The 25,342-nt window shown below is 61.3% G+C and carries 20 protein-coding genes; 10 read left to right on the top strand and 10 right to left on the bottom strand.

Annotated elements, in window-relative coordinates; all coding sequences use genetic code 11:
• Positions 1-127 precede the first annotated feature (127 nt).
• The 7 genes from PG900_RS12645 to PG900_RS12615 all read right to left on the bottom strand — a co-directional run bounded on the left by PG900_RS12645 (position 128) and on the right by PG900_RS12615 (position 9,176).
• Positions 128-1,648, bottom strand: coding sequence for a hypothetical protein (locus PG900_RS12645; protein WP_270831553.1), 1,521 nt, complete (start codon positions 1,646-1,648; stop codon positions 128-130).
• A 704-nt stretch (positions 1,649-2,352) separates the two neighbouring features.
• Positions 2,353-3,159: a tryptophan synthase subunit alpha gene (gene trpA, locus PG900_RS12640; protein ID WP_203133389.1), complete on the bottom strand. Its 807-nt coding sequence runs from the start codon at positions 3,157-3,159 to the stop codon at positions 2,353-2,355.
• Positions 3,156-4,349, bottom strand: a complete 1,194-nt coding sequence (trpB, locus tag PG900_RS12635) for a tryptophan synthase subunit beta (protein WP_017780792.1) — start codon at positions 4,347-4,349, stop codon at positions 3,156-3,158. Before trpB ends, trpA begins: the two co-directional genes overlap by 4 nt.
• An 80-nt stretch (positions 4,350-4,429) precedes the next feature.
• On the bottom strand, positions 4,430-5,926 hold the full coding sequence (gene trpCF, locus PG900_RS12630; RefSeq protein ID WP_201944784.1) for a bifunctional indole-3-glycerol-phosphate synthase TrpC/phosphoribosylanthranilate isomerase TrpF: 1,497 nt from the start codon (positions 5,924-5,926) through the stop codon (positions 4,430-4,432).
• Positions 5,926-6,939, bottom strand: a complete 1,014-nt coding sequence (gene trpD / locus PG900_RS12625; RefSeq protein ID WP_024944101.1) for an anthranilate phosphoribosyltransferase — start codon at positions 6,937-6,939, stop codon at positions 5,926-5,928. Before trpD ends, trpCF begins: the two co-directional genes overlap by 1 nt.
• Before the next feature lie 10 nt (positions 6,940-6,949).
• Positions 6,950-7,549, bottom strand: coding sequence for an aminodeoxychorismate/anthranilate synthase component II (locus PG900_RS12620; protein WP_016351382.1), 600 nt, complete (start codon positions 7,547-7,549; stop codon positions 6,950-6,952).
• Positions 7,542-9,176 (bottom strand): anthranilate synthase component 1, encoded by a 1,635-nt coding sequence (locus PG900_RS12615; protein WP_270800155.1) that lies wholly within the window; start codon positions 9,174-9,176, stop codon positions 7,542-7,544. Before PG900_RS12615 ends, PG900_RS12620 begins: the two co-directional genes overlap by 8 nt.
• A 437-nt stretch (positions 9,177-9,613) precedes the next feature.
• Between PG900_RS12615 and rnm the strand changes: the two genes are divergently transcribed.
• From rnm to tesB, 6 genes are all read left to right on the top strand, one after another.
• On the top strand, positions 9,614-10,495 hold the full coding sequence (rnm, locus tag PG900_RS12610; protein WP_044800394.1) for an RNase RNM: 882 nt from the start codon (positions 9,614-9,616) through the stop codon (positions 10,493-10,495).
• Positions 10,496-10,597: 102 nt separating this feature from the next.
• On the top strand, positions 10,598-11,218 hold the full coding sequence (locus tag PG900_RS12605; protein ID WP_016351379.1) for an L-threonylcarbamoyladenylate synthase: 621 nt from the start codon (positions 10,598-10,600) through the stop codon (positions 11,216-11,218).
• A gap of 34 nt (positions 11,219-11,252) precedes the next feature.
• The gene (locus PG900_RS12600; protein ID WP_252476933.1) at positions 11,253-12,122 is read left to right on the top strand and encodes a segregation and condensation protein A; all 870 of its coding nucleotides are present in this window, start codon (positions 11,253-11,255) and stop codon (positions 12,120-12,122) included.
• 35 nt (positions 12,123-12,157) lie between these two features.
• Positions 12,158-12,754, top strand: coding sequence for an SMC-Scp complex subunit ScpB (gene scpB / locus PG900_RS12595; protein WP_043121641.1), 597 nt, complete (start codon positions 12,158-12,160; stop codon positions 12,752-12,754).
• Positions 12,747-13,670: a 23S rRNA pseudouridine(2605) synthase RluB gene (rluB, locus tag PG900_RS12590; protein WP_011706718.1), complete on the top strand. Its 924-nt coding sequence runs from the start codon at positions 12,747-12,749 to the stop codon at positions 13,668-13,670. Before scpB ends, rluB begins: the two co-directional genes overlap by 8 nt.
• Positions 13,671-13,870: 200 nt before the next feature.
• Positions 13,871-14,734 carry an acyl-CoA thioesterase II gene (tesB, locus tag PG900_RS12585; RefSeq protein ID WP_016351376.1) on the top strand — a complete coding sequence of 288 codons (864 nt, stop codon included), beginning with the start codon at positions 13,871-13,873 and terminating at the stop codon, positions 14,732-14,734.
• 64 nt (positions 14,735-14,798) lie between these two features.
• On the opposite strand, the gene PG900_RS12580 is transcribed toward tesB, so the two are convergent.
• The 3 genes from PG900_RS12580 to PG900_RS12570 all read right to left on the bottom strand — a co-directional run bounded on the left by PG900_RS12580 (position 14,799) and on the right by PG900_RS12570 (position 17,570).
• On the bottom strand, positions 14,799-15,977 hold the full coding sequence (locus PG900_RS12580) for a dicarboxylate/amino acid:cation symporter (RefSeq protein ID WP_011706715.1): 1,179 nt from the start codon (positions 15,975-15,977) through the stop codon (positions 14,799-14,801).
• A 195-nt stretch (positions 15,978-16,172) separates the two neighbouring features.
• Positions 16,173-16,724: a class I SAM-dependent methyltransferase gene (locus tag PG900_RS12575; RefSeq protein WP_324016930.1), complete on the bottom strand. Its 552-nt coding sequence runs from the start codon at positions 16,722-16,724 to the stop codon at positions 16,173-16,175.
• A gap of 204 nt (positions 16,725-16,928) precedes the next feature.
• Entirely contained in the window at positions 16,929-17,570 is a 642-nt protein-coding gene (locus tag PG900_RS12570; RefSeq protein ID WP_270831551.1) for a TetR family transcriptional regulator, read from the bottom strand.
• Positions 17,571-17,712: 142 nt separating this feature from the next.
• On the opposite strand from PG900_RS12570, the gene PG900_RS12565 reads away from it, so the two are divergent.
• From PG900_RS12565 to rfbB, 4 genes are all read left to right on the top strand, one after another.
• A complete protein-coding gene (locus PG900_RS12565) occupies positions 17,713-18,906 on the top strand; it encodes an efflux RND transporter periplasmic adaptor subunit (RefSeq protein ID WP_270831550.1) in 1,194 nt (397 codons plus the stop codon).
• 17 nt (positions 18,907-18,923) lie between these two features.
• Positions 18,924-22,073, top strand: coding sequence for an efflux RND transporter permease subunit (locus PG900_RS12560; protein WP_029299709.1), 3,150 nt, complete (start codon positions 18,924-18,926; stop codon positions 22,071-22,073).
• Positions 22,066-23,475 carry an efflux transporter outer membrane subunit gene (locus PG900_RS12555; RefSeq protein ID WP_270831549.1) on the top strand — a complete coding sequence of 470 codons (1,410 nt, stop codon included), beginning with the start codon at positions 22,066-22,068 and terminating at the stop codon, positions 23,473-23,475. Before PG900_RS12560 ends, PG900_RS12555 begins: the two co-directional genes overlap by 8 nt.
• Positions 23,476-24,259: 784 nt before the next feature.
• Positions 24,260-25,339, top strand: a complete 1,080-nt coding sequence (gene rfbB / locus PG900_RS12550) for a dTDP-glucose 4,6-dehydratase (protein WP_270831548.1) — start codon at positions 24,260-24,262, stop codon at positions 25,337-25,339.
• The last annotated feature ends 3 nt before the right edge of the window (positions 25,340-25,342 follow it).

Below are 25,342 nucleotides of genomic sequence, written 5' to 3'. Positions count from 1 at the left end.
AGAAAAATGCCAAAGGCATGGTCTATGTTGCTGTCCGTGTTGACCTTCAGTTATGCGGTGGAGTATAGGCAGGATATTGACGCTGACTTTGTAACAATTTAACTACAATGGGGTTCTTTTCAGACACTCAGAGATCAAGCGCTTTGATGTACTGCATGGCCTTGTCCAAAAGGTACTTTTTTAAATGTGAGGCAGCGAGAGTATTTTGCCCACCATCCAACTCTCCGGGAATGCCCTTATCCGTAGAGCGCCAAGTTGGTTCAATGCAGATATAATCAAGGTCCCCAATATGTAGACAAACGTCTGGCTTTAAATCACATTTCGGCAGCGATTTTTTTTCACTTGCGACAACAACTTTAGGGGCATCTTCTTTAAGGCACTCGGACAGCAGGAGTCCTATCGCCTTATTTAGTGATTTGTCCCCCTTTGATGCGCCAGCCTGTATACGTCGATATTCATTAGATGTTTCCTCTACATCGCGACTTGCTCCAGCGAATGGTGTCTGATTTATACCAAGTTCCAGTTCAATTTCTTTATATAGCTTGCTGTTGCGCATTGCTGCCCTTGCATCTTCCTGCTTAATGGTAGGCTGTTTTAACTTGTCCTTGATTGCTATGTCGCCATAGGCGCGGATGGCGGCGAGAGACACATTTGGTGGCAACTCAAATAGCCGTAAATCAATTGCTCGGAGAAGGTGAGCCATTGCTGAACGCTTAGCTTTCCAATCGGTAACATAGAGAGGAGCTTTATTGTCTGGTTGATCAATAAATTCAGATACCAACTCAATATCAACTCTATTCCGAGAGCCTTGCGTAAGCGATAATACTGTTGATCGGATCGCTGATGGCACATCCCCAGGTAGAACGACCCATAGGCGAGCTCTTACTTTTGTCTTGAGAACGGACCAAGTTTTTTCGCGCTGTTCTTCGGCAAAAAGGTCTACTGCATTGAAGAAGTCTGCAATGGTTTCCACACCGGTAAGCAACTCACCAGCCACCTCTGGTGTGACGCCAAAGGTTTCCAAGCCATCACCAGTCAAGTTCCGAGTGGTTGTGTCAGCTACAGCGTAGAAGCGTTGTTTAGGCAAGCCGACGAAGTTAAAAAGCCCCTTTGTTCGAGTGTCGGTCATTGAGTCTCGACCTGTTTCCCATGCTTCTTTTGCGATTTTATGGGCAGAAGGCTCCCGAGTAACTGGCCAGAGGACAAGTGCTGCTCCTTTGGGGTCACGAAATACTTCAAGCAGTTCTGCGAGCGTCTCGCTGAGGCATTCCATATCCTGAGAAGAAGGGTTGTCTCGTCGTTCAATTAAGACGATACGAGCACTAGTGTCACCTGGAACATAAATGCCGTGAATGTAGGCAGGGAGCTCTCTGAGGCTCTTTTCTTTTGGAAACGATGATACCCTAATTTGTTCAAACTGTTTTGGGAGTGTTTTGAGAAAGGTTGTTTTTCCGCTTCCGGAAAGACCATAGAAGACTTCAAATAATCCCCCGCCACCTGTTTTAACCCGCTGTAAAAGATAGTCAAGGCGATCAGCCGCGCTATCAACACGTTCAACAAAAACTCCAGTGTCAAGCCCAGCCGCGTGTGCTCTTTGTTCTAACAGTTCCCAACGCTTTGGCAGTTCAAGCTTTGCGAGTGTGTTCATAAAAAATCACCTCATACAGAAAATAAAAATGGATATCTAGTTTTATATGATAACTATGTAGCGTAGCGAGATTTTAAAAAAGTTCATTACCTAACTAATATTGTACCCATCTAGTGTGTTGGGCTAAAGATCGTAGGTTGATGCTGAGCTAAGTGCAGCCCAACCTTTACAACAAAATTATACATATTAATATGTTTTACGGAGCTGCCACATCATTGTTTAGCCCAATCTGGTTGGCGCAATAATACTCGCCTGTTGGGCTTCGCTGCGTTCTGCGCCAACCTACAAAAAGCCAAGCTACCGCCCCTGAGTTACAGCCCCCAGTTCGCTGCTGTTAACCTGCGAGATAGCAACAATCGCTTTCATGGCGTTCTTCCGAGAGGTTGATTGTCATTCGGGTATTTTAAGGGGGAGGGTGGCGCGTTGAGAAGCGTGTTTTTGCGGGAATCTGTGTTGGATCAATAAATTAGTCATTGAGGCGTGGGGTGAGAGAGCAGCTCATTTGGCAGGGAATCCAAAGCAGCCCTCACCCCAGCCCTCTCCCGGAGGGAGAGGGGGCAAGACGCCCAGAGCTGCAAGCGAGATAAAAAGAAAGGGAGCCGGTCAGGCTCCCTTTGATGTGGTGATGCAGCGATACACCTATGAGTAAGGCTGATATGCAGCCGGATCACTACGGCTAATGGCATTTGACCAATGCCATCCCCTTATCGATTGGTCGCCGCCTTCATCCCTTCCACAAACTCCTTCAGGCGAGTGAGCATATGCTCCGGGTTCTGGTGGTGGGTCTCGATGATCTTCACCACGGCGGAGCCGGAGATGGCACCGGCGGCGCCAGCGGCGATGGCTTCACGGACCTGAGCCGGTTCGCTGATGCCAAAGCCGAGCAGGGCGGGGGGGGCATTGAACTCGCGCAGGGTATTGATCAGCCCCTCCACCGGCATGCCGGCCTTGGTCTCGGCACCGGTCACACCGGCGCGGCTCACCAGATAGGTGTAACCATTGCCAAGCTCCGCCACCTGTTTCAGGGTCTCGGCATCGCCATTGGGCGGGGCGATAAAGATGCTGTCGATGCCGAACTTGTCGGCGGCCACTTTGTAGGGAGCGCACATCTGCACCGGCACGTCGGCCACCAGCACCGAATCCACGCCCGCCTGCCGGCACTTCTCGTAGAAACCGTCAATTTTGCGCACATAGACCAGGTTGGCGTAGACCAGCAGGCCAATGGGCAGCTGCGGGTACTTGGCGCGGATGCGGCCGAGCAGCTCGAAACAGTCGTCCGGGGTGGTGTGGCTGGCAAAGGCGCGCAGGGCGGCGCCCTGAATGGTGGGGCCGTCCGCCACCGGATCCGAGAAGGGAATGCCGAGCTCGAGGGCATCGGCGCCCCCTGCGACCAGCGCATCGACGATGGCCAGCGAGAGTTCGGGAGTGGGGTCACCCAGCATCACGAACGGCACAAAGGCGCCCTGATTGGCCGCGTCCAGACGGGAGAAGAGTTGTGCGTAACGGTTCATGACAAGGTTCCTTCTTTCTCGAAAATGTCAGCCACGGTGAAGATATCTTTGTCGCCACGGCCGGAGAGGTTGACGATGAGCACCTGCTCTTTTTCCGGTTCACTGCGGGCCATCTTGAGGGCGTGGGCCAGCGCGTGGGAGGACTCCAGCGCGGGTATGATGCCTTCGGATTTGGCCAGCTCCTGGAAGGCGTCCAGCGCCTCCTTGTCGGTCACCGAGGGGTACTCGGCGCGGCCGATGGCGGCCAGGTGGGCGTGCTGCGGGCCGACGGAGGGGAAATCCAGCCCTGCTGAAACGGAGTAGGACTCCTGAATTTGACCCTGATTGTCTTGCATCAGGTAGGAGTGCATGCCAAAGAAGACCCCCTTGCTGCCGTGACCGAGCGGCGCGCCGTGCTCACCGCTCTCGATGCCGTGACCGCCCGGCTCGACGCCGATGAGGCGCACCGACGGCTCATCGATAAAGTCGGCAAACATGCCGATGGCGTTCGAGCCGCCGCCGACGCAGGCGATCACCGCATCGGGCAGCCGCTCCTCCTTCTCGAAGCACTGGGCCTTGGCCTCTTCGCCGATCATCTTCTGGAACTCCCGCACGATAGTGGGGAAGGGGTGCGGGCCGGCGGCGGTACCGAGCAGGTAGTGGGCTGACTCGTAGTTGGCGGCCCAGTCGCGCAGCGCCTCGTTGCAGGCATCTTTGAGGGTGCTGGAGCCTGAGTGCACCGGGATGACGGTGGCACCCATCAGCTTCATGCGAAATACGTTGGGCTTCTGGCGCTCGCAATCCTTGGCACCCATATAGACCCGGCACTTGAGGCCGAGTAGGGCGCAGGCCAGCGCAGTCGCAACGCCATGCTGACCGGCACCGGTCTCGGCGATGATCTCTTTCTTGCCCATCCGCTTGGCCAGCAGCGCCTGACCCAGCACCTGGTTGGTCTTGTGGGCACCGCCGTGCAGCAGGTCTTCACGCTTCAGATAGAGGCGGGTCTTGGTGCCCTTGGTCAGATTGCGGGTCAGGGTGAGCGGGGTCGGGCGACCGGCATACTCGGTCAGCAGGGTCTGAAATTCGGCGATAAAGGCCGGATCATCCTTGGCATCGACGAAGGCCTTCTCCAGCTGGAGCAGGGCGGGGATGAGGATCTGGGGCACATACATGCCGCCAAATTCACCAAAAAACGGGTTGAGCAGGGTCATGGTTTCTTCCTTATACCTTGAGTCGAAAACGGAACATCAATTACGAAACAGTGATTCAGTAGTGGCCTCACAGGGCGCGCTTACAGTTGGCGCAGTGCGCCGAAGGCAGCCGCCAGCTTGTGCGCATCCTTCTGGCCCGGGGCACTCTCTACCCCGGAGTTGAAATCAAGGCCGAGGCAGCCCACTTGCGCGGCTTGCAGGGCATTGTCGGGGTTGAGGCCCCCCGCCAGCATCAGCTTGGCTTTATCGAGATGGGCCAGCATGGCCCAGTCGAATGCCTGACCGGTGCCGCCGCTCTGGCTCCCCACTTTGGTATCGAGCAGCAGCCGATCCGCCGGATAGTCGAGGGCGGGCAGCGGCTCGCCGCTTGTGACTCCAACTGCCTTCCAGATCTGGCAGCCAGCCGGCAGCAGCGCGCGCAGTCCCTCGATATAGGCGGCGTCTTCATCACCGTGCAGCTGCACTGCGGTGAGCCCCAGCGCTTCCACCGTCTTGACGATGGTGGCGGGCTGGGCATTGCGAAATACCCCGACGTAAGAGAGCGGCGCGCCCGCCATCACGGCGCGAGCGGCAGGAATGTCCACATAGCGCGGGCTTTTCGCCACAAAGATAAGGCCACCGAATACCGCGCCCGCCTGATGGGCTGCAATGGCGTCTTCGGCGCGGGTGAGACCGCACACCTTGTTCTGGCCCAGAGTGAGCTTGCGCACCGCAGCCTCCAGATCCGGCTCGGCCATCAGGGATGAGCCCACCAGAAAGCCCTTGGCGTGGTGGCGCAGATCCGCCACCTGGGCGCGGTGGTTGATGCCGGACTCGCTGATCACCACCCGATCGCTTGGAATGTCTTTGGCGAGCTGCTTGGTGCGGGCGAGATCGACGCTCAAGTCGCGCAGGTCCCGGTTGTTGATGCCAATCACCGGCGCCCCCAGCGCGATGGCGCGGGTCAGCTCCTCCTCGTTGCTCACCTCGGTCAGCACGCCAAGGCCCAGCTCTTTGGCGACTGCGAACAGGGCGCGATAGCCCTCGTCGGTGAGCACCGAGAGCATCAGCAGGATGGCATCCGCCTGATAGTGGCGGGCCAGATAGACCTGGTAGGGGTCAATCATGAAATCCTTGCAGAGCACCGGCTGGCTGACGCGGCTGCGCACCCTCGGCAGGAAGGCAAAATCCCCCTGAAAGAACTTCTCGTCGGTCAGCACCGAGATGGCGGTGGCGTATTTGCCATAGATGTCGGCGATGGCCTCCGGGCTGAAATCGTCGCGGATCAAGCCCTTGGAGGGGGAGGCCTTCTTGCACTCCAGAATAAAGCGGGTGGAGCCCGCTTTGAGGGCCCCGACGAAATCCCTATCGCTTGGGGTCAGCGTGCTCTGGAAGCTCTCCAGCGGCTGGGCCAGCTTGCGGGCGGCAACCCACTCCTGCTTGGCCGCCACGATTTTGCCGAGAATGGTCTGGCTGATGGAGGCCATGTTCAGAAAAGCATGGGGGGCAATAAGGTCTGACATCTCGTTATCCTTGCGAAGCTGGTTATTGCCGGTTGGGCGTTCTGAATGACTGCTGTGCAGAGTCGTGGCTGACATCATGCCTCCTGATGACTCAGGGTGGCGAGCCGAGCGGCGAGCTCCGCCGTCTTGCCGCTTGCCAGCACCGCCAACACCTGGGCGGCTGCGCTCTTGAGATCCTTCGCCTTGCCCGCCATCAGCAGCAGCGGCGCCACATTGGCGGCGATGGCGGCGTTGTGGGCCGGGGTGCCACGCCCTTCCAGAATGGCGGCGGTGATGGCGCGGTTCTCTTCCGGCTCCCCACCTTGAATGGCGCTGACCGGATAGGTCTCCAGGCCAAAGTCAGCCGGGGTGAGCAGAAACTCGCGGATCTCGCCGTCACGGATCTGGGCCACCTGGGTCGGGCCGTGGATGGCAATTTCATCCAGCCCGGCGCCGTGCACCACCATACCGGTTTTCAGCCCCAGTGCCAGCAGGGTTTCGGCGATGGGGCGCACCAGCTCGGGGGCATAGACCCCCATCAGCTGATAGGTGGGGCGAGCCGGGTTGATGAGCGGCCCCAGCACATTGAACAGGGTGCGGGTCTTGAGGGCTTGGCGCACCGGCATGGCGTGGCGCACCCCGGCGTGATACTGGGGGGCGAACAGGAAGCAGATGCCAAGCTCGTCCAGACAGCGGCGCGCCTGCGCCGGGCTCATGTCGAGCTTGATGCCCATCTTGTCCAGCAGATCGCTCGAACCCGACTTGCTCGAGACCGAGCGGTTGCCGTGCTTGGCCACTTTCAGGCCGCAGGCGGCAGCGACCAGCGCCGAGGTGGTGGAGACGTTGATGGTGTTGAGGCCATCGCCACCGGTGCCGACGATATCGCAGAACTCGTAATCCGGACGCGGGAAGTCGCGGGCTTCCGCCAGCAGGGCCTCGGCGGCGCCGGCGATCTCCTCCGGGGTCTCCCCCTTGATCTTGAGGGCGGTCAAGAGACTGGCGAGCACGATGGGATCCACTTCGCCACGTACCACCTGGCCGAAGGCGTCGCGGGTACTTTCACGGCTCAGAGACTGACCCTGATAGAGGGTGTTGAGATGATGATGCATGTTGGTCTCCTTACCGCACACTGCTTTCTGGACGGGTGATGTGGGCGAGCGCCTGGGTCAGCAGACGGGCCCCTTCCGAGGTCATGATGGATTCCGGATGGAACTGGAAGCCCAGCACCCGCTCATCCTGCTGCTCGATGGCCATGGGCATGCCTTGATAGTGGGCAATCACCGTCAGCTCTTCCGGTACATAGGTGGCGACCAGCGAGTGGTAGCGTGCCACCGGCAGCGGGCTTTGCAGCCCCGCGAAGGCGCCGTGGCCGTTGTGCTCAATCAGGGAGCGCTTGCCGTGGACGATTTCGCCCGCCGCGCCGACGGTGCCGCCGTAGGCTTCGCACAGGGCCTGATGGCCGAGACAGATACCGAGGATGGGCACCTGACCGCGGGCCAGCTTGATGAGGTCGATGAGGCAACCCGCCTCATGGGGGGCGCCCGGCCCCGGCGAGAGCACCAGCACGGCGTCTCCTTCACAGGCAGCGATCTCGCTCATGATGCGGCTCGCCGGCAGGCTGTTGCGGTAGATCCGCACCGGATAGCCGAGGGAGCGGAACTGGTCGACGAGGTTGTAGGTAAACGAGTCGAAGTTGTCGAGCAGGAAGATGTTAGTCATGGCTCACGTCCTTATGTTGCTCCTGCTGGGCGCTCAGGGCTTGCAGGGAGGTGCCATGGCTGGCTGCGATGGCGGCCAGCACGGCTGCCGCCTTGGCGCGGGTCTCGTCCGCCTCGGCCTGGGGCTTGGAGTCATAGACCACGCCGGCACCGGCCTGCACGTGTGCCACACCCTCTTTGACAAAGGCGGAGCGGATGACGATGCAGGTATCCATCTCGCCGGCGCCGTTGATGTAGCCGACCGCGCCGCCGTAGCTGCCGCGGCGTTTGCCTTCCACCATGCGAATGAGCTCGCTGGCGCGGATCTTGGGCGCGCCGGTGAGGGTGCCCATGTTCATGCAGGCCTGATAGGCGTGCAGGGCGTCAAGGTCGGCGCGCAAGGTGCCGACCACCTTGGAGACCAGGTGCATCACGTGGCTGTAGCGATCCACTTTCAGCAGCTCCTTGACGTAGCGGGTGCCCGGCTCCGAGATGCGGGCGATGTCGTTGCGGCCCAGATCCACCAGCATCAGGTGCTCGGCCACCTCTTTCTCGTCCTGACGCAATTCCAGCTCGATGCGGCCGTCGAGATCCCGGTTGATGCTGCCATCGGGGTTGAAGCCGCGGCGGCGGGTACCGGCGATGGGGTACATCTCCACGTCGCGGCTGGTGGCGCAGAATTTCACCGCGCTCTCCGGCGAGGCGCCAAACAGTGTGAAGCCCTCGTCCTGCACGTAGAACATGTAGGGGCTGGGGTTGGTTTGCTTGAGGCGGCGATAGGCGGCGACGGGGCTGGGGCAGGGCAGGGAGAAGCAGCGGGACGGCACCACCTGGAAGATGTCACCGCGGCGGATAAAGCCCTTGAGCTTCTCCACCTCGGCGCAGAACTGCTTGTCGCTCTTGTCCACGCTCATGCCGCCGGCGAGAGCCGGGGTGGCCGGAGCCTGCGCGGGGGCTTGCTGGCAGGCGTGCTTGAACTGGGCGAGGCGCTCGCTCAGGCGGTGGTATCTGTCCTCCACCCGGCTCTCGTCGCTGTCACCGCCGAAGATGCAGGCGAGCAGCGCAGTGGAGCGTGCGATGTGGTCGATGGTGATCAGGGTCTCGGCCACGTAGAAGCAGTAGTCGGGGCAGTCGTTGCTCCCCTGTGGTACCTCGGGCAGATCTTCAAAGGAGGCGATGAGGTCGTAGGCGAAGCTGCCAGCCATAAACAGGGCTTCTTTGCCGAGTTGGCAATCGAGCTCCCGCTGCAGGGTGCGCAGCACGTCCAGCACGCTGATCCCCTTGAGGCGGCTGTCTTCGTCCTGCTCCCGATCGGAGGCCGGGAAGTCGAGCTGCAACTCGCCGGCCACCATGCTCTGGGCAACGGCGGCGGGCAGACGCTCGGCCAGCAGGCTCTGCAGCTGGGCGCCGTTGTCGTTCAGGCTGCGCACCCGCACGGTGCGGCCACGGCACTCGATACGCAGGCAGGCGTCCACCAGCAGCAGGCTCTGTTTGCCGGCCTTGGAGTCGATCTCGACCGATTCCAGCAGCAGGTTGTTGGGGCGACCCTGGCAAAGCTCGCTGTAGAGTGCCAGCGGATCGGCCACATAGGGGGCGTTGAGGGTGAGGGTATCGAATTCACCCAGAGGAAGGCGATGGCTGGCTGTCATAGTGCGTTCCCTTGCGTGTGATGCTGTTTACCGATGTTCATGACGTTGAATTCCTTGAAAATTTAATGGGTCCGGGGTGGCTGGTTCAGGGGCGCCATCGCCAGGTCAGGTTGCTTGTCTGAATTCTCGGTTTCATCACAGGTCCATTTGCCGGATAATAAAAAAGCCCGCTGGGGTCAGCGGGCTTTTTCTTTGGGTTCTTTATTTGCTGTCAGATTTACAGGTACAGCAACGACCACACGCCCGCATGTCAGGGAGTGTGCCACCACCAGATGGTCAGGATGGAAGTCGTTTGCATGATAAAGTCCTGTAAAAAGATGTTTGCAATGAAGTGCCTACAGAAAACGATAAAGCCGCGGCCAAGTCAAGTCGCTTTTTAGCCTTCTTTCACCGAATGTGTACCCATGGTGACCTGACCACGAGAGCGGAATAATCTGATGAGATTCGATCTACACTGCCATACCACGGCCTCGGATGGCGTGCTGAGCCCCGCCGAACTGGTGCGCCGCGCCGCCGCACAAGGGGTCGAGGTGTTAGCAGTCACTGACCACGATACCCTTGCCGGGCTTGATGAGGTGCGCCGTACCATCGATGCCGAGCAACTGCCGCTGCGGCTGGTGAGCGGAGTCGAGATCTCCACCGGCTGGGAGCATCACGAAATTCATATCGTGGCGCTGGGGGTGGATGAAAAAAATCCGCAGCTGGTGGCGTTTCTGGCCGGCCAGCTGGCTCGTCGTGAGGCGCGCGCCCAGGAAATAGGGCGTCGTCTGGAGAAGTGCCAGCTTCCCGGCACCTATGAAGAGGCCAAGCAGCTGGCTGGCGACGCCGCCGTGACCCGGGCCCATTTTGCCCGGGTGCTGATGGCGCGCGGGGTGGCCGATACCATGCAGAAGGTCTTCAAAAAGTACCTGAGCCGGGGTAACAAGGGCTATGCTCCGGCCGAGTGGCCCGAGATGGGCGAGGCGATCAGCGCCATTCACGCCGCTGGCGGCCTGGCGGTGTTGGCCCACCCGAGCCGTTACGATCTCACCGCCAAGTGGATCAAGCGGCTGCTGGTGGCCTTCAAGGCGGCCGGTGGTGATGCCATGGAGGTCTCGCTGCCCCAGCAGAGTCCGCAGGAGCGGGCCAATCTCGGCCAGTGGGCCAAGGAGCACGACCTCTACATCTCGGTAGGATCGGATTTTCACTTCCCCTCCAACTGGACCGAGCTGGGGCGCCACCTCTGGTTGCCCAAGGAGGGGATGCCGCTCTGGTTGGCTCATCCCGGTCACTTCGGCCTGAGCGCCGAGCAGCATGCCGCCCTGCTGGCCAGCCGTTGAGAGGCGCCTGCGGACGTCAAACAGATTAAGGTAGTGTCGTGGAGCCTGGCTCCACGGCCATCAAGCGGGCAGGCATTGCCGCCCCCATTGCGAGAACGAGTCATGAGTCAGCACTTTTACGTACATCCGGAAAACCCCCAGGCCCGCCTGATCAGCCAGGCGGTACAGATCATTCAGAACGGCGGCGTCATCGTCTATCCCACCGACTCGGGCTATGCGCTGGGTTGCCAGATGGGCGACAAGGGCGCGCTGGAGCGCATCTGCCGTATCCGACGCATCGATCCCAACCACGACTTCACCCTGGTGTGCCGCGATCTCTCCGAGATCTCCACCTATGCCAAGGTGGACAACACGGCGTTTCGCCTGATCAAGAACAACACCCCCGGCCCCTACACCTTCATCTTCAAGGCCACCAAGGAGGTGCCGCGTCGCCTGATGAACGAGAAGAAGAAGACCATCGGCATCCGGGTACCGGACAACAAGATTGCCCAGGCGCTGTTGGAAGCGCTCGGCGAGCCGCTGCTTTCCACCACCCTGATCCTGCCGGAATCTGACATGGCGGAGTTCGACCCGGAGGAGATCTTCGACAAGCTGGGCAAACAGCTGGATCTGGTGGTCAACGGCGGTTATCTGGGCGAGCAGCCCACTACCGTGGTGGACTTCTCCGACGACGAGCCGGTGCTGCGCCGGCGTGGTGCCGGGGACCCGACTCCGTTTGAGTGATACTGCCGATCCTGTGCCGGTGACGACCACGTCCATGGCGGGCGAGAGGGTGGCGAGTCCGGCGGGGGAGGCCATTCCCCCCCAGGCCGTCCCGTCTCCCATCGCGCGGGTGCTGGGGCAGCCCTATCACGAGCTGCCCCAGGATTTGTTCATCCCGCCCGATGCGCTGGAGGTGTTTCTCGATACCTTCGAGGGGCCGCTCGATCTGCTGCTCTACCTCATCCGGCGCCAGCAGCTCGACATCCTCAACCTGCCGATCCTGCAGATCACTGCCCAGTACATGGAGTACGTGGAGCTGATGCAGGGCCTCAATCTGGAGCTGGCGGCCGAATACCTGCTGATGGCGGCCTGGCTGGCGGAGATAAAATCCCGTCTGCTGCTGCCCAAGGCGCCTGAGCTGGAAGATGAGGAGGAGGGGGAAGACCCCCGCGTCACCCTCATTCGCCGGCTGCAGGAGTACGAGCGCTACAAGGTGGGGGCGGAGCGGGTCAACGAGCTGCCGCGGCTGGAGCGGGAGATCTTCATCGCCACCGCCCTGCCGCCGGATTTTGGCGATCTCAAACCATTGACGCCCGATGTTTCGCTGGTTGAGCTCGCCCTTTACATGCAAAGTGTGGTAAAACGCGCGACTCATTTTGAACATCACCAGATCCGCCGTGAGCAGATCCCGACCCGGGTGCGCATGGCGGAGATCCTTGCCATGCTCTCGCTGGGCCAGACCCTGCGCCTTGATCGGGTGCTGCGCGCCGAAGAGGGGCGCATGGGGGTGCTGGTGACGTTTCTGGCCTTGCTGGAGCTGTGCAAAGAGCAACTGATCTGGATCCTGCAGGCGGAACCGCTGGGGCCGATCCACTTTGCCCTGGCCGGCCAGCATGAGGAGAGCGAGCGTGGCGCTGCCCACTGAACGGTTGAAGAGCCCGATGTTGCGAGGAGCGGACCATGGCGCTGCCGGCTGAACGACTCAAGACGCTGATCGAGGCGGCACTGTTCGTCGCCGGACGCCCGCTCAACGTCAGCGAGCTCAAGAGCAGTATACTGGCGGACTACCCGGTCACCAGCCGCTACGTCCAGCTGTTGCTGGCGGAGCTCAGACAGGATTACAGCGAACGGGGGGTGGAGCTCAAGGAGGTGGCCTCCGGCTGGCGCTTTCAGGCCCGCCAGGAGTACGCCGAGGAGCTCTCCAGGCTCTGGAGCGAGCGGGCCCCCCGTTATTCGCGCGCCGTGATGGAGACGCTGACGCTGATCGCCTATCGTCAGCCCATCACCCGGGCCGAGATCGAAGCCATCCGCGGGGTGGCGGTCTCGAGCCAGATAGTGAATACCCTGAAAGAACGTGGCTGGGTGCGCAGCATCGGTCACAAGGAGGTGGTGGGTCGCCCCGAGCTGCTCGCCACCACCCGAGAATTTCTGGATTATTTTAATCTGCAGAGTCTGGAGCAGCTCCCCGAGCTTGATCCCGAACTGCAACCCTCGTTGTCCACGCTGACATTGGCAGCTGCGGGCAGCGATCAACAATCAGGTAACCCCGATGAGTGAAAAACTGCAAAAAGTGTTGGCCCGCGCGGGTCACGGCTCCCGTCGTGAGATGGAGGCCCTGATCACCGCAGGTCGGGTCAGTGTGGATGGCAAGGTCGCCACACTGGGGGATCGCGTCGAAGTGAACGCCGTGATCCGGGTGGATGGACACCAGATCAAGACCCGTGCCGCAGAGGAAGTGATCTGCCGCGTGCTGGCTTACCACAAGCCGGAAGGGGAGATGTGTACCCGTCACGATCCGGAAGGTCGTCCCACCGTGTTTGATCGTCTGCCCAAGATGGAAGGGGCCCGCTGGATTGCGGTCGGCCGCCTCGACGTCAACACCTCAGGTTTGCTGCTGTTCACCACCGACGGTGAGCTGGCCAACCGGCTGATGCACCCGAGCCACGAAGTGGAGCGGGAATACGCGGTGCGGGTCTTTGGCGAGATCACCGAAGCCATGCTGCAGCGCCTGCGCAAGGGCGTGCAGCTGGAAGACGGCATGGCCAAGTTCAACAAGATCAAGCCGGCCGGTGGCGAGGGTCTGAACCAGTGGTTCAACGTCACCCTGACCGAGGGTCGCAACCGTGAAGTGCGCCGCCTGTGGGAATCCCAGGAAGTGCAGGTGAGCCGCCTGATGCGCATTCGCTACGGCGACGTGCAGCTGGATCGCGGCATCCCCCGCGGTGGCTGGCAGGAGCTGAAACTGCCCGAGGTGAACTACCTGCGTGGCCTGGTCAACCTGCCCAACGAGACCGAGTCCAAGGTCGATCTGCAGCAGGACGGCAAAACCAGTCGTCACAAGCAGGCCGCCCAGATCCGTCGCGCCGTCAAGCGCCACAAGGAGATGCAGGGCAAGGAGCCGCGCGCCCGCGCCACCACGGCCCGTCGCAAGCCGACCTCCTCCACCCGCAACTCGGGTACCGGCAGCAAGTAAGCGCTGCGTGGCCGCAAGGTCGTACTGCAACAGGCCCGCCTCTTCGGCGGGCCTTTTCATTGGCGCCTTTTGAGTTTGTTATTGTTCAAATTCACGTAAAGCTGAATTAATGGGGCCGGGCAGGCGACTGGCAGGGGCGGGGGTGGTTGCTCGGCACGGGCGGGCTTGTTAGCCTTCCCGCACTGACACAGGAGATAATAATGAGCAAGGTACTTGATGAGCTGCTGGCGTTGCTGGCGCTCGAAAAAATCGAGGAGGGCCTGTTTCGGGGCCAGAGCCAGGATCTCGGTCTGCGGGCCGTGTTTGGCGGACAGGTAATGGGGCAGGCCTTGTCAGCCGCCAAGCAGACGGTGGCAAGCGATCGCCAGGTGCACAGCTTCCACTCCTACTTCCTGCGCCCCGGCGATGCCAACCGTCCCATCGTCTACGACGTGGAGAACATCCGCGACGGCCAGACCGTCTCCACCCGCCGGGTCAAGGCCATTCAGGGCGGCAAGCCCATCTTCTATCTCAACGCCTCCTTCCAGGTCGAGGCGGACGGCTTTGAACACCAGATCGCCATGCCGGCGGGGATCACGCCACCCGAGCAGCTCAAGAGCGAGCTGGAGCTGGTGCGCCCCTACGAACAGCAGATCCCGCCTGCCCTGCGCGACAAGATCATGTGCGAGAAGCCCATCGAAATTCGCCCGGTGACCCTGGTCGACCCGATCCGCCCCGACGTGCACGAGCCGCTGCGCCACGTCTGGTTCAAGGCCAATGGCCAGATGCCGGATGATCAGCGGGTGCACAAGTACCTGCTGGCCTATGCCTCCGACTTCCACTTCCTGTTCACCGCCCTGCAGCCCCACGGCGTGTCGTACTGGGAGCCGGACATGCAGGTGGCCACCATCGATCACTCCATGTGGTTCCACCGGGACTTCCGGCTGGACGACTGGCTGCTCTATGTGGTGGACAGCCCGAGCGCCAGCGCTGGTCGTGGCCTGGTGCGCGGCCAGTTCTTCACCCGCGACGGCGTGCTGGTAGCGAGCACGGCGCAGGAAGGGGTGATCCGCCGCCGCGGTTGATTGGCGCTGACCGCCAACAAAAAACGGGAGCCGATGGCTCCCGTTTTTTTATCTGCTTGCTCTATCAGGCGGCGTCTTGCTCGGCGCTGAGCGCTGGCTCGCCGCTCTGGGCGAAACGGTCGGCCCACAGGGCGATGACGCCGTCGCCGGTGACGTTGCAGGCAGTGCCGAAGCTGTCCTGGGCCAGGTAGAGGGCGATCATCAGGGCGATGGAGGCCTCACCGAACCCCAGCATGGAGGTGAGCAGACCCAGCGCGGACATGACGCCGCCACCCGGGGCACCCGGCGCGGCGATCATGATGACACCCAGCATCATGATGAAGGGCAGCATGGTGTCGATGCCTGGAATGGCCAGATGCTCGGAGAGGAACATTACCGCGGTGGCGCAGGTCACCAAGGTGATGGTGGAGCCACAGAGGTGAATGGTGGCACACAGCGGCACGGTGAAGTTGGCGATGCCATCGCTCACGCCGTTGTTCTTGCTGGCCTGCAGGGCGACCGGGATGGTGGCGGCGCTGGACATGGTACCCAGCGCGGTGAAGTAGGCCGGCAGCATGTTCTTGATGAGCTGGGCCGGGGAGCGGCCCAGGGCCAGACCGGTACCGACGAACAGCACGGAGAGCCAGAGCCAGTGCATGACGATGGCCATCACCAGCACCACGCCGAAGGTTTTCAGGGTGGCGAATACGGTGCCTTCCACCGTCATCTCGACGAAGACGCCGGCGATGTAGAACGGCAGCAGCGGGATGATCACCTTGGCCAGCAGGCGGTCGATGATGTCACGGCCCTGATCGGCGACCCGGCGCAGATCGGTGGCCTGGGTGGCGCTGATGCCGATGCCGAACACGAAGGCGGCGGCCAGCGCCGACATCACCCCGAACAGCGGCGGGATCTCCAGGTTGATGTAGGAGGCGAGCTTGATGGCGCTCTCGGCGGTGGGCTCGGCGGCGGTGGTCAGGCGCGGGATCAGGTTGCTGGCCACGGTAAAGGCGAACAGACCCGCCAGTATGGTAGAGCAGTAGGAGAGGGCGACCGTCTTGCCCAGCAGCTTGCCGGAGTTCTTCGGCAGGCTGGCGATGCCACTCATGATGAAGAACAGGATGATGAGCGGAATGGTGAAGGTGATCAGCTGACCTATGACTGTCTTGGCCGTAAACAGCACGCGTGCGACCCATTCCGGGGCGTAGAGACCGAGCAAGAGACCGGCGAGGATGCCGGCAACCAGTTTGAGGACAAGTTTCATAAGTAAATCCAGGTGTTAGTGTCTGATTTGTTATTTAATTTTGATTTTAATGCCGCTTTTTAACACAAAATCCGCATTATGTCTGTCGTGAGTGCGTTAATGTCGAGTTAAATATTGTTAAATGTGATCATGGTGGTGATAGCCACTGGCGAGGTGAGCGCGAAGAAAGGTGGGTGATTAATTTGCCATGGCCCTTCAGGCGCGGATCAGCAGGGCGTGCAGCCAGCGGCCATCCGCCTGCTCGCTCTCCCAGCACTGCTGCAGTTGCAGCGACAGCGGGGCGATGAGCTGGCGCAGGCCGTCCTCATCGAGCCGGGTCTGGCAGAGGTGCACCTCGGCTGCGGGAGCACCAGGTGTGCTGCCGGTGGCAGCGAGCTGGCCACTGGGGTGGGGAAAGGCGCAGTAGAGCAGCCCGGCGGGCTTGAGCAGGCCGGCCAGATGGGTCAGCGCGCCGCTGAGATCGTCTGGCGCGATCGCCGGCAAGGCCCCGCGCGCCCAGATGCCGTCATAGGGCACCACGCTGCGCAGTTGCTCGACGCGGCAGACCCGCACCGGCTGGCCGCTGCGCCGCGAGGCGACCCTGGCCTGTGCCAGGCGGGCATCGAAGGCCGTCACCACCAGCCCCTGCTGGCGAAAAAAGCAGAGATCGTTGCCTTCGCCACAGCCCGCCTCCAGCAGGTGGGCGCCGGGGGGGAGCAGCGCCAGAAACGATTGGCGCGCCGCTGACCATTTGTCGGCTGAGGGCATGGCAATGGAGGCCGGAGGGCAAGAGGGAGACGAACGGGACATGGCAGGCACCTTGGTTCGGGGGGCGCAACTCAATTTCGGGGGCGTGACTATAGCAAATTTGAGCCAATTTGGCGCCGGGGCGCCAAAGTGATGGACGGAGATGGAAGGAAGTGAGGGGTTGTCTGCGTCGGGCCAGGGCCGCCAGTGTTCGGCCTTGCTGGCTCAGGGGCGACGGGCGGCCGGGCCGGTTGGCAGGGCGATCAGGGCGAACAGGCTGTCCAGCAGGAAGTCGGCCTCCTGGCGCAGATCGATGCGCTCCGGAAAGTGCAGCCAGTTGATGATGTAGCCGTCCAGGGTGCAGTGCAGCAGGGTGGCGGCCCGCTGCAGATCCAGCCCCTGCGGCAGCTGGCCGAGGCGCACCGCATTGCCCAGAGTGATCTCGAGATCCCGGAAGAAGTTGCTGGACTGGCTGCGCATGTGCTCGCGCAAGGGGATGGCTTCCCCCTCCAACGACTCCAGGTTGAACATGATGGTGAACATCTGCTGATGGGCCGGGTTGGTGCAGATTTTGACCAGCACCTCCTTGAGGAAGGTGCGCAGCTTGCCGAGGGGGTCGGGCTCCAGCTCGGAGACGCAGGCATCGAGCTGGTGGGAGAGGGGTTGGCACAGCTCCTCCCAGAGGGAGACGAACAGCTCTTCCTTGTTCTTGAAATGCCAGTAAATGGCGCCACGGGTCAGCTCGGCGGCCCTGGCGATGTCGGTCAGGCTGGTCTTGGCCAGGCCGTGTGAGCAGAACAGATCCAGGGCCGTACTCATGATGTGGCAGCGGGTCTGCTGCGCCTCTTCTTTGGTTCTTCTGGCCATCTCTGCGCGCACCTTGTAAAAGTAAAAAAGTCACTTACATACATTTATGAATGTATGTATATTGCCTCATCTTTCCGATTTTACCAACCGGGTCCTATAAACCCTGTGGTTATTCATTGATAGACAGAGGCTCAGGTTCTCCATGCATAAACATATTCTCGCACGTTCAGTCGGCCTTGCGCTGCTGGCGAGCGGTCTGCTGACCGCTTGCGGCGAACAGGGCAGTGCCCAGCAGGGGCCCGGTGCGATGCCGCCGGCCGCGGTGGATGTCGTCACCCTGCACACGGCGCCACTGCAGCTCACCACCGAGCTGACCGGTCGCAGCGCCCCGCTGCGGGTCGCCGAGGTGCGCCCCCAGGTGAGCGGCATCATTCTCAAGCGTCTCTTTACCGAGGGCAGCGACGTCAAAGCCGGCCAGCTGCTGTACCAGATCGACCCCGCCGTCTATCAGGCCGCGGTGGCCAGTGCCAAGGCCAACCTGGCCAAGGCGCAGGCCAACGAGCAGAGCGCCCGCCTCAAGGCCAAGCGCTATGCCGAGCTGGTGAAGGTGAAGGCCATCAGCAGCCAGGAGTATGACGACGCCGACGCGGCCTGGAAGCAGCAGCTGGCCGAAATCGGTGCCGCCAAGGCGGCGCTGCAGACCGCCAACATCAACCTGGCCTACACCCGCATCACGGCCCCCATCAGCGGCCGCATCGGCAAGTCCGCGGTGACCGAGGGGGCCCTGGTGACGGCCCAGCAGGCTGACAGCCTCACCTCCATCCAGCAGCTCGATCCCATGTATGTGGACGTGCGCCAGTCCACCGCCGATCTGCTGCGCCTCAAGCGCCAGGTGGCGGCCGGCAAGCTGACCCAGGACGAGCAGAAAGGCGCCCGGGTGAGCTTCCAGCTGGAAGATGGCTCCACCTATGGCGAAGAGGGCTCGCTGCAGTTCTCCGACGTGACCGTGGATGAGACCACCGGCATGGTGACCCTGCGGGTGATTGTCCCCAACCCTCATCAGCTGCTGCTGCCGGGCATGTTCATGCGTGCCACCCTGCAGGAGGGCGAGCGCGCCGAAGGGCTGTTGGTGCCGCAGACCGCGGTGACCCGTACCCCGAAAGGCGGCGCCACCGTGATGGTGGTGACGGCGGACAACAAGGTGGCGCTGCGTGAAGTGCAGCTGGGCCGCATCGTCGGCAGTGACTGGGTGGTGGAGTCCGGTCTCAAGGCGGGCGAACGGGTGATTGTCGCCGGCCTGCAAAAGGTAAAACCCGGGGTCGTCGTGGCACCTGCTGAACAGAGTGCCGCTGCGCAGTCTGCCCAGGCGCCGGTCAATGCCCCGGCCAACAAGTAGGATGGAGTAGTCGCCTCATGGCACGATTTTTCATAGACAGACCCATTTTCGCCTGGGTGATCGCCCTGGTGATCATGCTGGCGGGGAGCCTGGCCATCATCAAGCTGCCGGTCGCCCAGTACCCGAGCATTGCGCCGCCGGCGGTGGGCATTTCTGCCAGCTACCCGGGGGCCTCCGCCAAGACGGTGGAAGACTCGGTGACCCAGATCATCGAGCAGAACATGACCGGGCTGGATCACCTGCTCTACATGTCCTCCCAGTCGGACTCCTCCGGCCGGGTATCAGTGACCCTCACCTTCCAGCCGGGGACCGACCCCGACATCGCCCAGGTGCAGGTGCAGAACAAGCTGCAGCAAGCCATGTCGCTGTTGCCGCAAGAGGTGCAGCAGCAGGGGATCCGGGTCCAGAAGACCTCCAGCAGCTTCCTGATGGTGGCCGCCTTCATCTCCAAAGATGGCGCCATGACCAACGATGACCTGGCCGACTACGTGGTGGCCAACATCAAGGAGCCGCTCAGTCGTCTGGACGGGGTAGGGGACATCACCCTGTTCGGCAGCCAGTACTCCATGCGGGTCTGGCTCGATCCCAACAAACTCAACCGGGTGCAGATGACCCCGGGTGACGTGCAGGCCGCCATCAAGGCGCAGAATACTCAGGTGGCCTTCGGCAAGCTGGGGGGCACCCCGGCGGTGACCGATCAGCAGTTCACCGCCACCATCATGGGGCAGACCCGGCTCTCCACCGTGGAGGAGTTCAACGACATCCTGCTGCGGGTGAACCAGGACGGCTCCAAGGTGCGGCTCAAAGACGTGGCCCGGGTCGAGCTGGCCGGCGAAAGCTACGATGCCGAGGCGCTCTACAACGGTCAGTCGACCGCGGCGGTCGCCATCAAGCTGGCAACCGGTGCCAACGCGCTGGATACCGCCGAGAAGGTGCGTGGCAAGCTGAATGAGCTCTCCACCTACTTCCCGGCCAACATGGAGATCGTCTACCCGTACGACACCACGCCGTTCGTGAAGATCTCCATCGAGGAGGTGGTGCAGACTCTGGTGGAGGCGATCTTCCTGGTGTTCTGCGTGATGTATCTGTTCCTGCAGAACTTCCGTGCCACCCTGATCCCGACCATTGCGGTGCCCGTGGTGCTGCTGGGGACCTTCGGCGTCATGTCGGCGTTCGGCTTCTCCATCAACACCCTGACCATGTTCGGTCTGGTGCTGGCTATCGGCCTGTTGGTGGATGACGCCATCGTGGTGGTGGAGAACGTGGAGCGTCTGATGAGCGAGGAGGATCTCTCTCCACTCGAGGCGACCCGCAAGTCCATGACCCAGATCACCGGCGCCCTGGTGGGGATCGCCCTGGTGCTCTCGGCGGTGTTCGTGCCGATGGCCTTCTTCGGCGGCTCGACCGGTGCCATCTATCGCCAGTTCTCCCTCACCATCGTCTCGGCCATGGTGCTGTCGGTGCTGGTGGCGCTGATCCTGACCCCGGCCCTGTGTGCCACCCTGCTCAAGCCCATCAAGCATGGCGAGTTCGGTGCCAAGCGCGGCTTCTTCGGCTGGTTCAACCGGGCCTTCGACGCCAGCGCCAACCGCTACCAGAGCGGCGTGCGCAAGGTGGTCAAGCAGGGCGTACGCTACGGCATCATCTACGCCGCCATGCTGGCGGTACTGGCCATCCTGTTCATGCGCATGCCCACCTCCTTCCTGCCGGAAGAGGATCAGGGGGTCATCATGTCCATGGTGCAACTGCCGGTCGGGGCGACCAAGCAGCGCACCGAGGTGGTGCTGGCCGACATGCGCGACTACTTCATGAAAAACGAGAAGGATAACGTCGACTCCGTGCTGACGGTGGCGGGTTTCAGCTTCGCCGGTAGCGGTCAGAACAGCGGCATGGCGTTCATCAAGCTGAAAGACTGGAAGGAGCGCAACACGCCGGATCGCAGCGCCAATGCCATCATCGGCCGCGCCATGGGCTACCTGTTCAGCATCAAGGAAGCCCAGGTGTTCGCCTTCAACCTGCCTCCGATCCCGGAGCTCGGGACGGCGACCGGTTTTGACTTCTTCCTGCAGGATCGGGCCGGCGTGGGTCACGACAAGCTGATGGCGGCGCGCAACCAGCTGCTCGGCATGGCGGCGCAGGATCCCAACCTGGTGCGGGTGCGCCCGAACGGGATGGAAGACACCCCCCAGCTCGACATCAAGATCGACTACGAGAAGGCGTTGGCGCAGGGGCTCTCCATCAGCGACATCAACAGCACGCTCTCCAGTGCCTGGGGCTCTGCCTATGTGAACGACTTCGTCGACAGAGGCCGGGTCAAGAAGGTCTATCTGCAGGCGGATGCCCCCTTTCGGATGAACCCGGAGGATCTCAAGCTCTGGTACGTGCGCAACAGCGCCGGTCAGATGGTGCCCTTCTCCGCCTTTGCCAGCACCGACTGGAGCTTCGGCTCGCCACGGCTGGAGCGTTACAACGGCGTGCCGGCGATGGAGATTGTCGGGGAAGCAGCGCCGGGCAAGAGTACCGGTGACGCCATGGCCGCTATCGAGCAGATGGTGAAGCAACTGCCGGAAGGCATCGGCATCGAGTGGACCGGTCTCTCCTATCAGGAGCGGCAGGCGGGTTCTCAGGCTCCGGCCCTGTACGCCATCTCCCTGCTGGTGGTGTTCCTCTGTCTGGCCGCCCTCTACGAGAGCTGGAGCATTCCGTTCTCGGTGATGCTGGTGGTGCCGCTCGGGGTGCTGGGGGCCATTGTGGCCGCCACCCTGCGCGGGTTGGAGAACGACGTCTACTTCCAGGTGGGTCTGCTCACCACCATCGGTTTGTCGGCCAAGAACGCGATCCTCATCGTCGAGTTCGCCAAAGAGCTCTATGACAGGGGCATGGGGTTGAGCGAAGCCGTGGTGGAGGCGGCGCGCCTGCGCCTGCGTCCGATCCTGATGACCTCGCTCGCCTTCATCCTCGGTGTATTGCCGCTGGTGATCAGTACCGGTGCCGGCGCCAGCAGCCGCAACGCCATCGGTACCGGCGTGATGGGGGGGATGATCAGTGCCACCGTGCTGGCTATCTTCTTCGTGCCGCTGTTCTTCGTGCTGGTGATGCGCTATTTCACCAAGCACAGCACCAAGCAGGCGCGTCTGGCCCATGCCGAGGAGATCAAACATGACTAAGACCCTGATCGCCCTGAGCGTGACGCTGCTGCTGGGGGGCTGTTCCATGGCCCCCGATTACCAGCGCCCGGCGCTGCCGCAAGGTGCCACCTGGCAGAGCAACCAGGCAGGGGAGGCGGCCGTCTCCCCCTGGCGCCAGCAGTTCCTGGATCCCGCCCTGCAGCAGTTGATCGCCACGGCTCTTGAGAACAACCGGGATCTGCGCATCGCGGCCCTCAACGTGGAGGCCTACGAGGCCAGATACCGGATCCAGCGGGCGGCCCAGCTGCCGACCCTGGCGGCCAATGGCTCGGGTACCCGCCAGCAGGGTTCGAACGATCTCAGCAGCACGGGGCAGGGCACCATCAGCAGCCAGTACGGCGCCAACATCGGCATCACCTCCTACGAGCTGGACCTGTTTGGCCGGATCCAGAGCCTCAAAGATCAGGCGCTGGAAAACTATCTGGCGCAGGTGGAGACCCAGCGCAGCACCCAGATCGCGCTGATCGCCTCGGTGGCCAACGCCTATCTCACCCTGCTGGCGGATCAGGAGTTGCTCGCGCTGAGCGAGGCGACCCTGGCCACCGAGCAGGAGAGTTATGGCCTGACCGAGCACAAGTACCGGCTGGGGGCCGCCTCCGAAATGGAGCTTGCCCAGGGTCGTACCGCGCTGGAAAGCGCCAAGGTGAGCCTGGCCCAGTACCAGCGGCAGGTGAAACAGGATCGCAACGGCCTGGCACTGCTGCTCGGGACCGGCGTCCCCGCGCTGATGACCGAGCCGGCGAGCCTGGCTGAGGTGCAGCTGGCGGCCATCCCGGTGGGTGCCCCATCCAGCCTGCTGCAACAGCGCCCGGACATCCTGGCGGCTGAGCACAGCCTGAAGGCGGCCAATGCCAATATCGGCGCCGCCCGTGCGGCCTTCTTCCCGACCATTTCGCTGACCGCGACGGCGGGCACCGCCAGCAACCAGTTGAGCGGACTGTTTGATGGCGGTACCGGCACCTGGACCTTCATGCCGCAGATCAACCTGCCGATTTTTGACGGCGGCAAGCGCATCGCGGATCTGGACGTGGCCGAGGTAAGCACCAAGCAGGCGGTGGCGAGCTACGAGAAGAGCATCCAGACCGCATTCAAGGAAGTAGCGGATACGCTCGGCGCCCAGGCTGACTATCAGCAGCAATTGCAGGCGCAACAGGCACTGGTGGAGGCAAACCAGACCTACTTCAAGCTGGCGGAGGTGCGCTACGAGAAGGGGGTGGACAGTTATCTAACCCGACTCGATGCCCAGCGCTCGCTGTTCAGTGCCAAGCAGGGGCTGATCAGTACCCGTCTGGCGCAGCTCAGCAACCAGGTTGCGCTCTACAAAGCTGTTGGCGGCGGCTGGCAAGCCGCCGATACCGAGGGTGACAAAGGAAAAAACTGACAGTAGCCACAGATCTCTCCTTGCGTTATCTTACCGTCACAGGGCGAACCATCAGGTTCGCCCTGTTTGTTTTCAGCAAAAACATATACATATGAAACCCAAGTGACATAATACGTCGTGCAGACAGCGTGTCGGCAGGCTGCAGAGATGGGTGAGAAAGCCTGAATGTTACGTACCCAGTGAATGGCAATTGTAAGAAAGTGTTACTCATCTTCTGCAACGATTGGAGCAAAGTGGTGCTCTTGTGATCGCGCTCCACACTGATGCGTCGCCTGTCACTATTTTTACTTCTGAATCCGATTGGCAACGATTATGTTTGGCCTCAAAAGAGGTTTTATTAGCGGTTGGAAGCTCATCTTCTTCTGCTTGAAGAGCCGAGAACCGCTGCTGGAGAGGGAGGCAAATCACTTACTTTATGAAAGGTTGTTATAGCTGTTCAAGCTGCTAGTAAAGGCGCTAAAATCTGGACTTTGCCCTTGGGGCATGGCAACGATTGACGGCGGTTTTTTGTAAACTGACATGTTCAATGTGCAAGAGAAATCGCACTTTTGTCATCAGGGAGCGGTGACAGAATTTTCCCAAGCTGGAGGGCACTATGGCCAACAGCACACACAATCCGGTTAAAGTAGCGATCTGGGGGCTGTAACTCAGGGGCGGTAGCTATTGTCTTTTTCTTGGTTGGTGCCAGAAATCTGCCGCTTGAGCGAGCGTTTCCACTGCCATGAACTATTCGTAACAGGTTTAAGAAAGAACCAAATTTCTATTAATTTTCAAGAGTATACCTATGAACATTCTTGTCACCGGTGGTGCCGGCTTTATCGGCTCGGCGGTTGTTCGTCATATAATTCGGGATACCAACGACTCAGTTATCAACCTAGACAAGCTCACCTATGCGGGTAATCTGGAATCCTTGGCCGAGGTGTCGAGCAGCGCGCGTTATGCTTTCGAACAGGTCGATATCTGCAACCGCGCCGAACTGGATCGGGTGTTTGCCCTGCACCAGCCGGATGCCGTGATGCACCTGGCCGCCGAGAGCCATGTTGATCGCTCCATCACCGGTCCTGCTGACTTCATCGAGACCAACATCGTCGGCACCTACATGCTGCTGGAAGCGGCTCGCGCCTACTGGAACAGTCTGGATGAGGTACGCAAGGCGGCTTTCCGTTTCCACCATATCTCCACCGACGAGGTGTATGGCGACCTGCCCCATCCGGATGAAGTGGCTCCCGGTGTGGCACTGCCGCTCTTCACCGAAACCACCCCCTATGCCCCCAGCAGCCCCTATTCTGCCTCCAAGGCTTCCAGTGACCATCTGGTGCGCGCCTGGCGTCGTACTTACGGCCTGCCGACCATCGTCACCAACTGCTCCAACAACTACGGCCCGTACCACTTCCCCGAGAAGCTGATCCCGCTGGTGATCCTCAACGCCCTGGATGGCAAACCGCTGCCGGTGTATGGCAAGGGTGACCAGATCCGTGACTGGCTCTATGTGGAAGATCACGCCCGCGCGCTTTATACCGTGGTCACCACAGGTGTCATCGGCGAGACCTACAACATCGGCGGCCACAACGAGAAACAGAATCTAGAAGTCGTGCATACCATCTGCGATCTGCTGGATGAAATGGTGCCCAAGGTCGGCTCCTACCGCGATCAAATCACCTATGTGGCCGACCGCCCAGGCCATGACCGCCGTTATGCCATTGATGCCAGCAAGATGAGCGCCGAGCTCGCCTGGCAACCGCAAGAGACCTTTGAATCCGGTATCCGCAAGACAGTGCAGTGGTATCTGGATAACCAGCAGTGGGTCAACAACGTGAAGAGTGGATCCTATCAGTCCTGGATCACCAAGCAGTACGGAGAATAAATG

Source organism: Aeromonas sp. QDB03 (assembly GCF_027707985.1).
Taxonomy (GTDB): Bacteria; Pseudomonadota; Gammaproteobacteria; order Enterobacterales; family Aeromonadaceae; genus Aeromonas; species Aeromonas hydrophila.
Note: the sequence above shows the minus strand (reverse complement) of the source record. Positions and strands in the feature narration are given on the sequence as shown.

What these genes read in the sequence shown, in the direction of transcription:
- trpCF (WP_201944784.1), bottom strand. Translation starts at nt 5,926, where the DNA reads ATGTCAGCCACGACTCTGCACAGCAGTCATTCAGAACGCCCAACCGGC.
- rluB (WP_011706718.1), top strand. Translation starts at nt 12,747, where the DNA reads ATGAGTGAAAAACTGCAAAAAGTGTTGGCCCGCGCGGGTCACGGCTCC.
- rnm (WP_044800394.1), top strand. Translation starts at nt 9,614, where the DNA reads ATGAGATTCGATCTACACTGCCATACCACGGCCTCGGATGGCGTGCTG.
- trpD (WP_024944101.1), bottom strand. Translation starts at nt 6,939, where the DNA reads ATGCATCATCATCTCAACACCCTCTATCAGGGTCAGTCTCTGAGCCGT.
- PG900_RS12580 (WP_011706715.1), bottom strand. Translation starts at nt 15,977, where the DNA reads ATGAAACTTGTCCTCAAACTGGTTGCCGGCATCCTCGCCGGTCTCTTG.
- PG900_RS12605 (WP_016351379.1), top strand. Translation starts at nt 10,598, where the DNA reads ATGAGTCAGCACTTTTACGTACATCCGGAAAACCCCCAGGCCCGCCTG.
- rfbB (WP_270831548.1), top strand. Translation starts at nt 24,260, where the DNA reads ATGAACATTCTTGTCACCGGTGGTGCCGGCTTTATCGGCTCGGCGGTT.
- PG900_RS12575 (WP_324016930.1), bottom strand. Translation starts at nt 16,724, where the DNA reads ATGCCCTCAGCCGACAAATGGTCAGCGGCGCGCCAATCGTTTCTGGCG.
- PG900_RS12555 (WP_270831549.1), top strand. Translation starts at nt 22,066, where the DNA reads ATGACTAAGACCCTGATCGCCCTGAGCGTGACGCTGCTGCTGGGGGGC.
- PG900_RS12565 (WP_270831550.1), top strand. Translation starts at nt 17,713, where the DNA reads ATGCATAAACATATTCTCGCACGTTCAGTCGGCCTTGCGCTGCTGGCG.
- scpB (WP_043121641.1), top strand. Translation starts at nt 12,158, where the DNA reads ATGGCGCTGCCGGCTGAACGACTCAAGACGCTGATCGAGGCGGCACTG.
- PG900_RS12645 (WP_270831553.1), bottom strand. Translation starts at nt 1,648, where the DNA reads ATGAACACACTCGCAAAGCTTGAACTGCCAAAGCGTTGGGAACTGTTA.
- PG900_RS12615 (WP_270800155.1), bottom strand. Translation starts at nt 9,176, where the DNA reads ATGACAGCCAGCCATCGCCTTCCTCTGGGTGAATTCGATACCCTCACC.
- trpB (WP_017780792.1), bottom strand. Translation starts at nt 4,349, where the DNA reads ATGACCCTGCTCAACCCGTTTTTTGGTGAATTTGGCGGCATGTATGTG.
- trpA (WP_203133389.1), bottom strand. Translation starts at nt 3,159, where the DNA reads ATGAACCGTTACGCACAACTCTTCTCCCGTCTGGACGCGGCCAATCAG.
- tesB (WP_016351376.1), top strand. Translation starts at nt 13,871, where the DNA reads ATGAGCAAGGTACTTGATGAGCTGCTGGCGTTGCTGGCGCTCGAAAAA.
- PG900_RS12620 (WP_016351382.1), bottom strand. Translation starts at nt 7,549, where the DNA reads ATGACTAACATCTTCCTGCTCGACAACTTCGACTCGTTTACCTACAAC.
- PG900_RS12600 (WP_252476933.1), top strand. Translation starts at nt 11,253, where the DNA reads ATGGCGGGCGAGAGGGTGGCGAGTCCGGCGGGGGAGGCCATTCCCCCC.
- PG900_RS12560 (WP_029299709.1), top strand. Translation starts at nt 18,924, where the DNA reads ATGGCACGATTTTTCATAGACAGACCCATTTTCGCCTGGGTGATCGCC.
- PG900_RS12570 (WP_270831551.1), bottom strand. Translation starts at nt 17,570, where the DNA reads ATGGCCAGAAGAACCAAAGAAGAGGCGCAGCAGACCCGCTGCCACATC.